Here is a 14,157-nt window from a genome sequence, read left to right on the forward strand (position 1 = left end):
GCCGCTGAGTTTACCCAGGAAGTCGACGCTAATCCGATGTCGATGAAGCCTGCGGTTATCTGGTTGATTATTGGTTTAGTGTTATTGGTTGTGAGCTCCAGAGCACTCGTTTGGGGGGCGGTAAACATTGCTACTGCGCTTGGTGTGAGTGACTTGGTGATTGGCTTGACTGTGGTCGCTATTGGTACATCGCTGCCAGAACTCGCCTCTGCCATCGCTGCGACGCGCAAAAACGAGCATGACTTGGCGTTGGGTAACGTGATTGGTTCAAACATGTTCAATACCTTAGCGGTCGTGGGTATTGCTGGTGCCATCCATCCGATTGATTTAGAACCGTTAGTACTGTCGCGTGACTGGGTCGCAATGGCAGGTTTAACATTATTATTGTTGCTATTTTCTTTGCGAGTCAATCGTTTAGGGCGCATCAACCGCGTACATGGCGTGACGTTTTTAGTGCTTTATGTGGCTTATACGGTTTATCTGATAAGCACGGGATTCACACCCGCGTTAACAAGTTAAATAGACTGACTATAAAAGTGAGCCGCGCGAGTCGCGGCTTTTTTATTCATTATTGTTGAAAATCGTTCGCATTAGCATTACACTCATTATTAGTTAATTACGAGGTGATGTTCAGTGTACGTTTGTTTATGCAAAGGCGTTTCGGATAAAACCATTGCTAAGTCAGTTGCTGCTGGCGAGGTGTCGAGTATGCGAGAGCTCCGTCAGCAGTACGGTGTCGCCTCGCAATGTGGTTGTTGTAAGCAATGCGCTAAGGAAGTCTTGAATGAGGCTTTAGAAAAACGTAACGATCATGTGCTTCCTGGCACTAAAATTCCTACTACGGTGTGCTACACTTAACTGAGTTTCTAATTTTAGAACCAGCTTAAGGAGCACATCCCGCATGAAAGGTGACGCAAAAGTCATTCAGCAGCTTAACAAGGTGCTGACGCTCAAATTGACCGCCATCAACCAGTACTTCTTACATGCGCGCATGTTTCGAGACTGGGGTTTTGAATCCCTCAACAATGTTGTTTATAAAGCATCTATCGAAGAGATGAAGCACGCTGATGTGCTTATTGAACGGTTGCTATTTTTAGAGGGCATGCCGAATTTACAAGAGCTCGGAAAACTTTATATCGGTGAAGACCCACGTGAAATGTTAGAAATGGACCATAAGGTTCAGTTCAACGACATCAATGCCATTCGTGATGCAGTTAAAGTGTGTGAAAGCCATCAAGATTACGTCAGTCGCGATGCCCTGAATAAGATTCTTGATAAGCAAGAAGAGCATTTAGACTGGTTAGAAACACAAATCGATTTAATGTCGCGCTTAGGTACAGAAGTATACCTTCAGTCGATGTTAAAAGAGGAGGACTAGAATGAAAGCAGAGAACAAAGTCGTCGAGCAGTTAAATCGTTTACTCGCTTTCGAACTGACCTCTATTGACCAATACACATCCCATTCGCGCCAGTATGAAGACATGGGATTGATGAAGTTATACGAACGTATCAATCATGAGATTGACGATGAGCGTGGTCATGCTGACCTATTGATTCGTCGTATTTTATTTTTGGAAGGTAAACCTAATATGTCCAACCGCGAGCCTCACAATATCGGCTCGGACGTGCGCGAAATGTTAGAAAATGACCTACAGCTGGAATACAACAACGCCAAAACCTTGCGTGAAGTGATCGATTATTGTGAGCAGGTGGATGACTATGTCACGCGTGATATGTTGGTCGGTATTTTACGTGATACGGAAGAAGACCACGCCTATTGGCTGCGTATCCAATTGAACCTGATGGACCGCTTGGGAGAGGCGCTTTATTTGCAAGGCATGAAGTAAGGTTAATCTCATTAAATCATAAAAACGCGGCAGAGTTAGCCGCGTTTTTTTGTGTTGCTTGGTGCGACAGGGGTTACCAAAACCGCAGACGTCTTAACAATAAAAACTCGACCACCGCGATCCCCAAGAGAATCCAGCAAAAAATCTCAAAGGCACTGGTGTTCTCTACGCCAGGCATGCCACCAATGTTGATACCAAACACCCCGGTTAAAAAGCTCAATGGCAAAAATACGCCTGCGATGACTGAAAGCCAGTAAGTATTTCGGTTCATCTTTTCGGCGACCGCTTGTTGAATTTGCTCGCGCTGCATCCATACTTGTTCAAGCATCAGATCGATTTGCTCCAATAACCGCTGAGTGGTATCGCGCTCATTGAGTAGCCACTGATGCAATTCCGCATCGACCCACTTCTCGCTCTCACTAGTAAACTTATCCAGTGCGGCTAGTTGTGGGCGAATAAAGCGGTTTAAGCGCAGCAGACGGCGATGCATGACGGTCAGCTTCTTTTGTTGCTCCGCTGTGTTATCAAAGCCTTCCGTCTCCATTTGCTCGACGTTGAGCTCAATATCGTCAATGACATCTTCGATCTTCTGGTTTAACTGCTCGACAAGGTGAACCAAAAAATCATTGAGGCTTTCAGGTCCTTGTTGGTTTTGCAGGTCATCACGTATATGCGCTACTGCTTTGAAATGGTGCTTGCGAAACGTATACACAGTGTCTTTATAATAGAGGATGCGTAAGCTCATCATATCTTCAGGTTGAGCGCCCTCATTCAGGTTCACACCTCGCAACAACAGTACAAAGCCGTCTTTGAGTCGCTGAAAGCGTGGACGCGTATCCTCTTCAAGCATGGCGTCAATAATAGGTTCAGGAATATCAGCGGCTTTTAACCATTCATTGAGACCTTCCACGTCACGCTGAAAGTGGAACCAACAACCCGGACGAGACTTAACAGTGTCGTCGTTGTTGATCGCTTGCGCGGGGTGCTGGTTAAAATCCCAAGCATCGATTAAAAAATTCATAAAACGCTCCAGTAATAAGCGCCCGAATCACATAAGTGATTGATTATTGAACGCTTAGTCAGGTAATTGACATATATTGGAATCAAACACCACTAAATGGTCGAAGTCAACATTTATCCCTACCATTTGACCAGACTGCAACGGTTGGTGTGAAGGCCCAACTGCCAGTACGTGTTCATGGTTGTCTAAAGCGAGCGTATACAGGTAATGCGATCCGCGAAAGCCGCGTCCAACCACCTGAGCCTGAAGACGGTGAGGTTGCTCGGTCGGCACAATTAATACATCATCCGGCCGCACGAGGAAGGTGACATCGTGATCGTCTTGATCACAGAGCACTTCATGGTCGATAACACCTAAAGCGCTGTGCAGTTGATTTGATTTAATCTGACCGTTTAGTAACACGCCTCGGCCAATAAAGTCGGCTACGAGCTCGTGCTCGGGCTGATGATACAACTCGTAAGGAGTATTCCACTGCAATAACTGACCCGCGTACATGACCCCCGCCTTATCTGCCATGGCAAAGGCCTCTTGCTGATCATGAGTCACTAGCAACGCAGTAATACCTTCTTCTTTTAATAGATTACGCACATCTTGTGCCAGTAATTCACGCAGCTCTGCGTCCAAACTGGAAAAAGGTTCATCTAATAACATCAGTTTAGGTTTGGGAGCCAAAGCACGGGCAAGCGCAATTCGTTGTTGTTGCCCGCCCGATAACTCATGCGGATAACGATTTTGATAGCCGGTCAGGTCGACCCGTTGAAGCAGTTGTTTTACGCGCTGCTTTTGTTCGACTTTCGACCAAGTATTAATGCCAAAGGCGATATTTTCTTCCACAGTAAGGTGTGGAAACAAGGCAAAGTCTTGGAACATCATGCCTATTTGACGTTGCTCGGTGGGCATTTGCACTTTCGTTGAAGCGACTTCCTCACCATAGAGACGTATGGCACCATCGGTGACTTCAGAAAAACCGGCGATGGTGCGTAGCAAGGTCGTTTTACCACAGCCGCTAGGCCCCAATAAGCAGCCAATGTCACCCTCATTCAGTGAGAACGAGAGTTGCTCAACAATACGTTCCTTACCTAACTCAATGGACACTGAATCAAGTTCTACTAACGGCTTCATCTAGTCTCCCGTTTTAATCGTTTGAGTGCGCAAGGCACGTGACAGCATCAATACTGGAATTAAGCCCACCAAAACAATCATTAGCGCAGGTGGTCCTGCATCTGCAAGCCGCTCATCCGAGGCCATTTCGAAGGCTTTGACCGCTAAGGTATTAAAATTAAAGGGGCGTAACACCAAAGTCGCGGGCAGTTCTTTCATGACATCAACCAAGACCAATATCAGTGCGGCGAGAATTGAGCTTTTAAGTAACGGTAAATGTATCCGAGTCATGATGCGACGTGAACTGGCACCTAACGTACGTGCGCTGTCATCCATTTGGGGTGTGATTTGCTCCAGTCCCGAGCTAATTGTCTGCAAGGAAATCGACAAAAAGCGCACCGTATAAGCAAATACTAAAGCAACAACGGTGCCGCTTAACAATAGACCCGGGTTCACGCCGAAGAGCGATTTACTGAAATCGATAATACGGTGATCAAGCCACGCGAGTGGAATCAAGATGCCAACGGCAATGACGATGCCTGGAATCGCATACCCAAGCCCGGCGGTGGTTATTGCTGTGCGGATTGCTCGGGTGGGATGGCGACGGCGACCATAGGCGAGCCAGAGCGCTAACGCTACCGTTATAGTAGCGGCCAATAAACCTAACCAAAGCGTATTGAGTGTCAGTGTCCAGAAGGACGCCTGGGTCCAAATATCAGCACGTTCAATCGACCACATCAGTAACTGACTTGCGGGAATGGCGAAGCCGAGCACAATAGGAAGCCAACACACCGCCGACGCAAGCCACGCCGCTTTGCCACGTAACGGCTTTCTAAAGTTATTATTTTGGCTGCGGCGCTGATAAAACTTGGCCTGTCGCCTTGAATAACGCTCAATTAGAATGAGTACAATAACAAACAGCAGGAGAATAGACGCTAACTGCAACGCACCCTGAGCATCACCCATACCGTACCACGTACGGAAAATACCCGTAGTAAATACGGTAACACCAAAGTATTCCATGGTGCCGTAGTCGGCGAGTGTCTCCATTAAAGCAAGCGTGACGCCCGTTGCGATAGCCGGTCGTGCTAATGGGAGTGCGATACGAAAGAAGCTCCGGACAGGACCTGCGCCTAATGTCCGTGCACTTTCAAATGCGGCGGTTGATTGCTGCATGAAAGCCGCACGAGTAATCAGATAAACGTATGGGTAAAGCACTAAGCTTAATACGAATATAGCGCCTTCGATGCTCCGAATACTGGGAAACCAATACTCACCAATGCTGAGGTCGAAGGTGTCGCGTAATGCTTGCTGTACGGGACCGGCGTAATCCAGTAGGCCAGTATAAGTATAAGCTGAGATATAGGCGGGCATGGCTAAAGGAAGTAGTAGCCCCCAACTTACCCAGCGCCAACCTGGGAAATCGTATTGGCTTACGCACCATGCGGTGCTGACGCCGAGGATAGTCACGCCAAACCCCACCGATACCAATAGTATCAGTGAATGAGAAATGTACTCGGGTATCACCGTTTGCCAAAGGTGATTTAATATATCCCAATTAGGATTTAACAAAGATAAGGCCACCACAAACAGTGGTAGCCCTACCAGTGCCGCAACGCCGAACAGCACGAGCGGGCCGCGGGTCATAGCTGCTCCTTAAAGCCTAGTGAGGAATTAACGCCAGCCTGCCGAGTTCATTAAACGGACGGCTTCTGCGTTATTCTCACCTAAAATATCCATCGAAATATCGTCTTGTTTGAAGTCACCCCATTGCTTGAGGGTCTCACTCCACTCAACGCCTTCACGTACAGGGTACTCATAATTGGCTTCAGCATACCATTTTTGTGAGGCTTCTGAGAGTAGAAATTCGATTAATTGTGTGGCTTCATCGACATGTTTCGCATGTTTAGTGATGCCAATACCCGACACATTCACGTGGGTGCCATTGCCGTTTTGCGCCGGCCAGAAAATCTTAACTTTTTCAGCTGCTTCGCGTTCTTCAGCTTGGTCGGAATTCAGCATATGACCAAAATAGTAAGTGTTCGCTACGGCGATATCACACACGCCGTATGCGACGCCTTTAATTTGGTCACGATCGCCGCCGACCGGCGTACGGGCGAAATTGTCGACTAAATCCTTAGCCCAATCCATGATTTTTTGTTCGCCGTAGTGGTCGAGCAATGCCGCAACTAACGACTGGTTATAGATGTTATTCGACGAGCGAATACAAATACGGTCTTGCCATTGGTCGTCGGCTAGACTCATGTAATTTTCGAGTTTGCTTGGATCGACACGGTCTGGCGAATAAAAAATTGGGCGAGCACGCAGGCTCAAGCCCACCCATTGGTCATCGCTGTCGCGAAAATGCGCTGGCACAGTTTTATGGGCGAACTCAGAATCGATCGCTTGAAACACGTCGGCGGTAACGGCACGATGCAGCGCGCCAGCGTCAACGGTTAGAAATAAGTCCGCTGGGGTATTTTCACCTTCGGCCGTTAAACGAGATAGCAATGCGTCTGAATTACCGGTCAGCAGGTTAACCTCAATACCTGTTTGCTCAGTAAATTTATCGAGCAGAGGCTTGATCAATGCTTGCTTCCGCGATGAATAAATATTAACTTCAGCCGCTTGCGCGAATGAGCCTGCGAGTGTGGCTGCACCGATAATGGTTGCCATTGCAAGCTTGAGGGGAGTAATTTTTATTGCCATATTCAAACCTCTTACCAATAATTCGCGTAGGTTAATAACTTAAGTGTATCAAAATTAAAGTTTAATGATAGCCATTCTCATTTGAGTGGCGGTCAATGTCAAATAAAATAACAGAGCACAAGCTCATACTTTACTGGAGACCCTATGTCTGACTTATCCATGTTAGCGCTTATCGGTGTGTTGTCGATTTGTTGCCAATGGTTAGCCTGGCGCATTAAACTGCCGGCAATTTTGCCGTTGCTAGTCTGTGGCCTCTTGGTGGGACCTACGTTAGGTTGGTTGCAACCCGATCAGTTGTTCGACCATTTACTGTTCCCCGTGGTTTCCCTGGCTGTTGCGGTCATCCTTTTTGAGGGGAGCTTGACGCTTAAGTTTGACGAAATACGCGGTCATGGCCGTATGGTGACCAACTTAGTCAGCATCGGTATGGTGGTTACATGGGTAACCATCAGTGTCGCGACGCACTTTATTATGGATTGGCGTTGGGAAATCGCATCGTTGTTCGGCGCATTGGTGGTGGTGACCGGGCCGACGGTTATTCAGCCAATGATCCGCTCAATTCGACCGATTAATAAGTTGGCGAACATTTTGCGCTGGGAGGGGATTATCATCGATCCGCTGGGCGCTTTACTGGCAGTCTTAGTTTATGAGTTTATTATTGCCAGCCAAGACGTTGCCATGTTGCATGCCTTACAGGCTTTTGCGAAAACCATCGGCATTGGTTTCTTCTTTGGTTGGGCGGCGGCCAAGCTGCTAGGTCTTGCTCTGGGTCGAGGTTGGTTCCCGCATTACTTACAGAATGTTGCAACACTGACTATTGTTTTGGGTGTCTTTGCATTGTCGAATGCCATTCAACATGAATCAGGCCTTCTCACCGTCACCGTTATGGGGATGGCGATGGCGAATACCAAAAATCTTAATCTTGATGAGATTTTGGAGTTTAAAGAGACTCTCTCAGTGCTGCTGATCTCGGCATTGTTTATTCTGTTAGCTGCGCGTCTCGATTTCGCTGACTTTGATGCCTTGGGTGTGCCTTCGATTATCCTGCTTGCGGTAATTATGTTCCTCGTGCGCCCTCTAAGCGTTTGGTTGTCGGCTATCGGCACCGAATTACGTTTTAAGGATAAGTTGCTTCTGTCGTGGATAGCACCCAGAGGTATCGTTGCCGCGGCGGTGTCGGCGTTATTTGCGTTAAAGATGGAGCAGTCCGGTTGGACCGATGCGTCGCAGATTGTGCCGCTGGTCTTCTTAGTGATTATGATGACAGTGGTGCTGCAAAGTTTGACTGCAAAACCACTAGCGCGGCTACTTGGATTAATTGAGCCGCCGGCGCGTGGATTCTTGATTTTTGGTGCCAACCAGATGGCTCGCGCAGTAGCGACCGTGCTAAAAGAACATGAAATTCCGGTTCGCTTAGCCGATACTAACTGGGAGAATATCCGTCTTGCTCGGATGGATAACTTGCCTGTGTACTTTGGTAACCCAGCCTCGGAGCATGCTTCAAATAATATCGATTTAACCGGTATTGGCCGCCTATTGGTGATGTCACCTTATAAGCAGTTAAACCCGTTGGTTTCGGTTTATTATCAAGATTGGTTTGGTAGTTCGAAGGTGCATGGTTTGAATAGCGGTGAGTCGGACTTCAGAGCCAGTCATCAACTGTCTGAGAACTACAAAAATACGCTCAATTTGTTTGGCGACAGTATTACTTACTCGAAGTTGGCGAGCTTACACTTCCAGGGAGCCAAGGTTAAGTCAACGCCCATTACTGAAAACTTTGGCTTTGAGGAATATCAGCAACAGTATGGAGCGCGTGCAGTACCGATGTTTGCTTTGGATGAACAGAAAAAAATCCATATTTTCACTACCGAACGTGAACTTAAGCCTGCACCAGGCTGGGTCGTTATCGCAATGATAACACCGGAGAAAAATGCCGATGAGGGTAACGAGTAACCTAGACGATGTGCGAGTCTGTCCCGATTGCGACCAAATCAATTGGGTCAATGACCGTGCGTCAAGTCGTTGCCAACGCTGTGGCCACTTTTTAGGTGGCCACACGCTCAGCGTAAGCCATACGATTGCGCTGATTATTGCCGCCCTGATTCTTCTCATTCCTGCGACAGAGATGACGTTCGTTGGTTACAGCGTATCCGGGCAAGGCCAGCAAATGACCCTATTGGATAGCAGTCGCAAGTTGGCGGCGTTTCATGAGCAGTGGCTTGCTATAGTTGTATTATTGTCGGTCGTCGTTTTGCCGGCGCTGTTTTTGCTCGCCTCTGCAACGATTCTAATGTGGCGGGAACGCGTCAATTATCGATTCGGACGCTGGCTGGTTCGCGCCATTAAATACATTCGCGTATGGATGATGGCCGATGTGTTTTTAATTGGCGCACTTATCAGTTTTATTAAGCTAGCGGGCTATGCGACTATCGAGTTTGGTTACGGTGTAGTAGCGTTTGCTGGTTTTGTTTCTTTACTGCTGCTCGTGGTTGAGCGGATGAAGCGACATCCACTGTGGCCTGCTGATGAAGAGGCATCAAACTATCGTAATATGGTAGGTCAAAGCGCCCATGAACATCATGTGGTGGGGTGTCCAGTTTGTTACGCTGCAAATCAGCCGACACACGCCGAATGCTGGCGTTGCCACGAACCACTTTGGACAGCTCGATTGGGCCGCACTTCACTGACGTTTGCATTGTTGCTCGCAGCCGCCTTGATGCTTATCCCCGCCCAACTTTTACCGATTATGGAAACCGTGGCCCTCGGTTCAGCGCAACCGCAAACTATCGTAGGCGGTGTATTATCGTTGTGGCAAAGTGGCGATATACCGATTGCGATTATTGTTTTTGTCGCGAGTCTGGTGATTCCAATTGCTAAGATTCTGATTTTAGCGACATTGGCTATTTTGGCGCAGCAGGATACTTCAAAGCGCCCGAAAAGCGCGCTATGGTTGTATCGAGTAACCGACTGGATTGGTCGTTGGTCGATGATCGACATCTTTGTTGTGGCAGTATTGGTTGCTTTAGTTAGGAATGGCGCATTGATGTCGGTTTATCCCGGTCACGCCGCGATTGCTTTTGCCAGTACCGTGATACTGACCATGTTAGCTGCAATGAGCTTTGATACCCGACAATTTTGGGCAAGGAAACCGACTGAATGACGCATTGGACTCGTAAACTCGCTTCACCGATTTGGCTGGTACCGATCTTGGCAGCACTTGTTGCGGGCTGGATGGTGTGGCAAGAGCGCGATCAAAGTGGGCCACAAATTATTGTGGAAATAAAAGATGCGGAGGGGCTGCAAGCAGGCAAAACCGCAGTACGTGTGCGTAATGTCGATGTTGGCCAAGTGACGCAAATCACCTTGTCGGATAGCTTTGAAACTGCCGAGTTGCACATTGAAATGAACGCAGACACTGGCAGTATGCTAGTCGATGATTCGCAGTTTTGGGTGGTGAAGCCGCGTATTGGACGTCGCGGTATTTCCGGCCTGAATACATTACTTTCGGGCGCTTACGTGCAGCTAGAGCCGGGTGAGTCGAAACAGCCACGCGATCATTTTACGGCGCTTGAACAGCCGCCAGTCACCGATGCAGATACCAACGGCAAACGTATCGTGTTGAAGAGTGACAGCGCGGCCAACATTGTGGTGGGCGATAGTGTCCAATATCGAGGTGTTACGGTCGGTACGGTTGAGCAAGTGGACTTTTCAGTTGAGGCGCGTGCGACAACCTATCAGGTATTTATTAAATCGCCGTACGATGAATTACTGACGGAAAATACGCGGTTTTGGTTGCAACGTGGCGTATCGTTTCGCTGGAAACCCGATGGTGTGGATGTGTCAGTGGGCTCGGTTGAGTCGCTGTTAGGGGCGGGCATCAGTTTTGGTGTACCGAATGGTCAGCCCCTCGGCGAACCAATGCAAGCGATGGCAGAGTTTGAACTCTTTGCCAGTGAAGAAGAGGCGGAACAGCAAGGTTACTCACGTGGTATTGATTACGTCCTGCTGCTAGATGAGTCCGTAGACGGTTTAGTCGCTGGCTCGCCGGTCATGTTCAAAGGCATTCGGGTGGGGACTGTGGTTGAAGTGCCTTTCCGTTGGCAACCGGATGGCAATCGTGGTCAGCCGTTACGTTTGATTCCTGTGCTAATACGTTATGAGCCCGACCGTCTTGAAGGGTTGGTTGCCTCAACCAACTTAGAACGTTGGCGCCAACATCTAAGCCGATTTTTTGAGCAAGGTCTGCGTGCCTCAATCCGCGCATCGAATATTTTGACCAATACACTGTACGTGGATTTGCGTTTCTATCCCGACGAGGACGCGATGCAACAAGATGTCTTTGCGGGATATCCCGTGATGCCGACAATCGTGAGTAACTTCAGCAGGTTAGAAGAAAAGCTCAATTCAATTTTAGATACATTAAACAATTTACCACTGAATCAAAGTGTTAATCAGTTTACTGAAGCGATGGCTTCGACAGACGACACCGCAGAACAGATCAAAGCGTTGACCGAACAGGTAAAACGTATTGTAGAACAACCGGGGTGGCAATCGTTACCGCAATCGTTAGAGCAATCCGTGAACCGCTTGAATGGCATTTTGGCGGATTTTGAGTCGGGTTCATCGAGTCGGGAACAATTAGAGCGCACATTGCAAAACCTAGAGGCGACCTCCCGCGACTTAAAACCGCTGGTGGAAACCTTACGACGTAAGCCCAATGCATTGTTATTTAATACGGAAGCAGAAGATGATCCAGAGCCTAAAGCGAAAGATTAAACTGATGGCGTTGACTGTGAGTAGTGTATTGCTGTTGGCGGCCTGCAGTGCTGCGCCTTCGGCGGATGTTAACTATTATCGGTTACCGCATTTAAATCAACCGTCCACAGGGTATTGCGACGGGCAAGCGCGGCAGATCGCGATTGACGCTGGTATTGGACGCGATGGCGTGATGGTGCAAGAAACTGAGCTGCTGATGGTCGAAGCACGCAACAACCGTTGGGTAGGCGGTTTAGCGTCGCAACTACAAAACAGTCTTCAACGGCAGCTCACGGATCGCTGCGAGCATAGGCTACAGGTCAGTTTGATGCAGTTTTATGGCAATACTCAAGGCGAAGCCGTTGTCGCAGGCTATTGGCATTTTAACGATGGTTCAAAAGCCGGATTGAGGGGCGCCTTTGAACAGCGAGTGAGCCTGAATAATGATGGTTATGCTGGTTTAGTTCGCGCACTTGACCGTGCCTGGTTAAAAAGCTTAAACAATATTGAACAACAGATTAAAAACTAGTTAGAATCGACACATACTGAGTTCGAATGCGGCTGAAGTCTATAGCTACAGTTGCTATACTCCTGCAAGACATATCTGACAGGAGTGTATCTGTGCACCGAGCATCGATGATTCGTTTGGTTTCTTTATCAATGGCGTTGAGTAGTCTTTTGCTCAGCGCGTGCAGTCCGTCCACTTCATCTTCAACAGCACAAGACAATCCGATTGCGCAACTCGATTTAAAACAGCTACCCAATGCTGAATGGCGTTTAAGTCGTGCGGTGATTGAGGTAAGCTTCTGCCGCGACCGGACCAATGAAGCCCTGCTCGCATCAGAGTCTGAGCTCAATGGGTGGCGGTTGACGGGAGACGTGAGTGCTTTTCCTCCCTATCGCGAGGAAGGGTTAAAAGCGCTTTATGAAGTGGTCGGTGAACAGCCCTTTATTTTATATCAGGTTGATGGTTCGGTAAGCGCATCACGCTACCGTCTAGCGATGCCTGCATCAAAATCCCCAGGTGCGGTCGCGGAGCAAGTATTTCCGGCTGTAGCCACCTTGGCAGGATCCGAACGCGTGTGCTTAAGTGCAGTTGACGAAGGAGCGACGTATTAATGAGTCAAATTAAGCCGATGATTGAGGACGCACTGAAAAGTGCATTTCGACCCAAGTTATTAGATGTTAAAGACGAGAGTTATATGCACGCAGCAGGCGCTGATGCACAGTCACACTTTAAAGTAACCATTGTGAGTGATGAATTTGAAGGTAAGCGGTTAATTCAACGTCATCGTTCCGTTAATCGCGTGTTGGCTGAGGTGTTGAGCCAGATTCACGCGTTAGCGCTACACACGTATACAGAACAAGAGTGGCAGGCTCAGGGTCAAGCGCCTGATTCGCCCAATTGCATGGGAGGTGGCAGTTAGCCCCAAGCAGGTAAGATATGTTGTTGATATTAGAACCCGTACAATGGTGAAAAATTTAAACTAGGGAATCACTATGATCATTAAACCAAAAATTCGTGGATTTATTTGCACCAACGCACACCCTGTGGGTTGTGCTGAAAATGTTCACCGTCAAGTTGAGTTTGTTAGGCAACAAGGACCCGTCGCAGATGGCCCCAAAAATGTCTTGGTCGTCGGTTGCTCAACAGGCTACGGGTTGGCGTCACGAATTACTGCGGCCTTTGGCAGCGGTGCACATACGCTCGGTGTGTGTTTTGAAAAAGAGCCTAGCGAAAAACGCACGGGCACTGCGGGTTGGTACAATACTGCTGCATTTCACCAAGAAGCTGAACAAGCGGGTCTGCAATATCACAGTATTAATGGCGATGCGTTTTCTGATGAAATTAAACAGCTCACTATAGATACGATTAAGAAAGATCTCGGCCAAGTTGATTTGGTGATATACAGCTTGGCTGCTCCACGTCGTCAACATCCAGTAACCGGTGAAGTGTTTAATTCAACGCTCAAACCGGTGGGCAAAGATATTACTATGAGAGGTATTAACACCGACAAAGAAGTGATACAGGAATTCAGTTTAGAGGCGGCTTCTGACCAAGAAATCGCTGATACGGTTGCTGTCATGGGTGGGGAAGACTGGCAGATGTGGATAGACGCGCTGGCGCAGGCTGATGTGCTTGCGCCAGCGGCAAAAACCACAGCATTTACCTATATTGGTGAGAAGATGACCTGGGATCTCTATTGGCATGGCACTATCGGACAGGCGAAAAAAGATCTTGATGACAAGGTGATCTCGATTCGTGAGAAGCTTGCTGAGATAGGTGGAGACGCTCGCGTGTCAGTGCTCAAAGCGGTAGTGACCCAATCCAGTTCAGCTATTCCCATCATGCCGTTGTATTTAGCAATGCTGTTTAAAGAAATGAAAGCTAGCAATACCCACGAAGGCTGTATTGAGCAGCTGTATCGTCTTTTTACCGAAGGCCTTTACACGGATCAACCGCGGTTGGATGATGAGGGCCGACTGCGTATGGACGAACTCGAGATGATTCCTGAGATCCAGCAGAACGTCGCCAATTCTTGGGCTCAAATCTCTACTGAAAATATGTATGATCTCACTGACTTTGCTGGATACAAGCACGAGTTTTTGTCGTTGTTCGGCTTTGACGTCGACGGCGTCGATTACGATGCCGAGGTCACGCCTGAGGTTGGTATCGATCACTTAGTAATTGGTTAAATTGTTGAACAGTAAAGCTTCAAAAGC

Annotated in this window: 15 protein-coding genes; 11 read left to right on the forward strand and 4 right to left on the reverse strand. The window is 48.1% G+C overall.

The window, feature by feature from the left end:
• From B2X00_RS00995 to bfr (B2X00_RS01010), 4 genes are all read left to right on the forward strand, one after another.
• The coding region (locus tag B2X00_RS00995) for a sodium:calcium antiporter (protein WP_414653643.1) at positions 1 to 519 on the forward strand (519 nt) is incomplete at its 5' end.
• A gap of 114 nt (positions 520 to 633) precedes the next feature.
• Positions 634 to 858: a (2Fe-2S)-binding protein gene (locus B2X00_RS01000; protein WP_083405087.1), complete on the forward strand. Its 225-nt coding sequence runs from the start codon at positions 634 to 636 to the stop codon at positions 856 to 858.
• Between the two features lie 43 nt (positions 859 to 901).
• Positions 902 to 1,378 carry a bacterioferritin gene (bfr, locus tag B2X00_RS01005; protein ID WP_006955064.1) on the forward strand — a complete coding sequence of 159 codons (477 nt, stop codon included), beginning with the start codon at positions 902 to 904 and terminating at the stop codon, positions 1,376 to 1,378.
• A gap of 1 nt (position 1,379) precedes the next feature.
• Positions 1,380 to 1,847: a bacterioferritin gene (gene bfr, locus B2X00_RS01010; protein WP_006955065.1), complete on the forward strand. Its 468-nt coding sequence runs from the start codon at positions 1,380 to 1,382 to the stop codon at positions 1,845 to 1,847.
• Positions 1,848 to 1,920: 73 nt separating this feature from the next.
• Here bfr (B2X00_RS01010) and B2X00_RS01015 read toward each other — a convergent pair whose 3' ends face one another.
• From B2X00_RS01015 to B2X00_RS01030, 4 genes are read right to left on the reverse strand one after another with little or no spacing between them, the layout of a single operon-like run.
• Positions 1,921 to 2,868 (reverse strand): zinc transporter ZntB, encoded by a 948-nt coding sequence (locus B2X00_RS01015; protein WP_290485752.1) that lies wholly within the window; start codon positions 2,866 to 2,868, stop codon positions 1,921 to 1,923.
• Positions 2,869 to 2,922: 54 nt separating this feature from the next.
• Complete coding sequence (locus tag B2X00_RS01020; RefSeq protein ID WP_290485753.1) at positions 2,923 to 3,990, reverse strand: ABC transporter ATP-binding protein; 1,068 nt, start codon at positions 3,988 to 3,990, stop codon at positions 2,923 to 2,925.
• Positions 3,991 to 5,616, reverse strand: coding sequence for an ABC transporter permease (locus tag B2X00_RS01025; RefSeq protein WP_290485754.1), 1,626 nt, complete (start codon positions 5,614 to 5,616; stop codon positions 3,991 to 3,993). It abuts the gene before it with no gap.
• 27 nt (positions 5,617 to 5,643) lie between these two features.
• The gene (locus B2X00_RS01030; RefSeq protein WP_071463471.1) at positions 5,644 to 6,678 is read right to left on the reverse strand and encodes a Fe(3+) ABC transporter substrate-binding protein; all 1,035 of its coding nucleotides are present in this window, start codon (positions 6,676 to 6,678) and stop codon (positions 5,644 to 5,646) included.
• Between the two features lie 144 nt (positions 6,679 to 6,822).
• Here B2X00_RS01030 and B2X00_RS01035 point away from each other — a divergent pair, with 144 nt between their 5' ends.
• From B2X00_RS01035 to fabV, 7 genes are all read left to right on the forward strand, one after another.
• Positions 6,823 to 8,631, forward strand: a complete 1,809-nt coding sequence (locus B2X00_RS01035) for a cation:proton antiporter (protein ID WP_290485755.1) — start codon at positions 6,823 to 6,825, stop codon at positions 8,629 to 8,631.
• Positions 8,609 to 9,838: a paraquat-inducible protein A gene (locus B2X00_RS01040; RefSeq protein WP_290485756.1), complete on the forward strand. Its 1,230-nt coding sequence runs from the start codon at positions 8,609 to 8,611 to the stop codon at positions 9,836 to 9,838. Before B2X00_RS01035 ends, B2X00_RS01040 begins: the two co-directional genes overlap by 23 nt.
• Positions 9,835 to 11,454: an intermembrane transport protein PqiB gene (gene pqiB, locus B2X00_RS01045; protein WP_290485757.1), complete on the forward strand. Its 1,620-nt coding sequence runs from the start codon at positions 9,835 to 9,837 to the stop codon at positions 11,452 to 11,454. The genes B2X00_RS01040 and pqiB overlap by 4 nt, the downstream gene beginning before the upstream one ends.
• 4 nt (positions 11,455 to 11,458) lie before the next feature.
• Positions 11,459 to 11,962: a PqiC family protein gene (locus tag B2X00_RS01050; protein WP_290485758.1), complete on the forward strand. Its 504-nt coding sequence runs from the start codon at positions 11,459 to 11,461 to the stop codon at positions 11,960 to 11,962.
• 92 nt (positions 11,963 to 12,054) lie between these two features.
• Positions 12,055 to 12,552, forward strand: a complete 498-nt coding sequence (locus tag B2X00_RS01055) for a hypothetical protein (protein WP_290485759.1) — start codon at positions 12,055 to 12,057, stop codon at positions 12,550 to 12,552.
• Positions 12,552 to 12,860, forward strand: coding sequence for a BolA family protein (locus B2X00_RS01060; RefSeq protein ID WP_290485760.1), 309 nt, complete (start codon positions 12,552 to 12,554; stop codon positions 12,858 to 12,860). Before B2X00_RS01055 ends, B2X00_RS01060 begins: the two co-directional genes overlap by 1 nt.
• Positions 12,861 to 12,933: 73 nt before the next feature.
• Positions 12,934 to 14,130, forward strand: coding sequence for an enoyl-ACP reductase FabV (gene fabV / locus B2X00_RS01065; protein WP_290485761.1), 1,197 nt, complete (start codon positions 12,934 to 12,936; stop codon positions 14,128 to 14,130).
• Positions 14,131 to 14,157 lie beyond the last annotated feature (27 nt).

The organism is Idiomarina sp. UBA3162 (assembly GCF_002364475.1).
GTDB lineage: Bacteria > Pseudomonadota > Gammaproteobacteria > Enterobacterales > Alteromonadaceae > Idiomarina.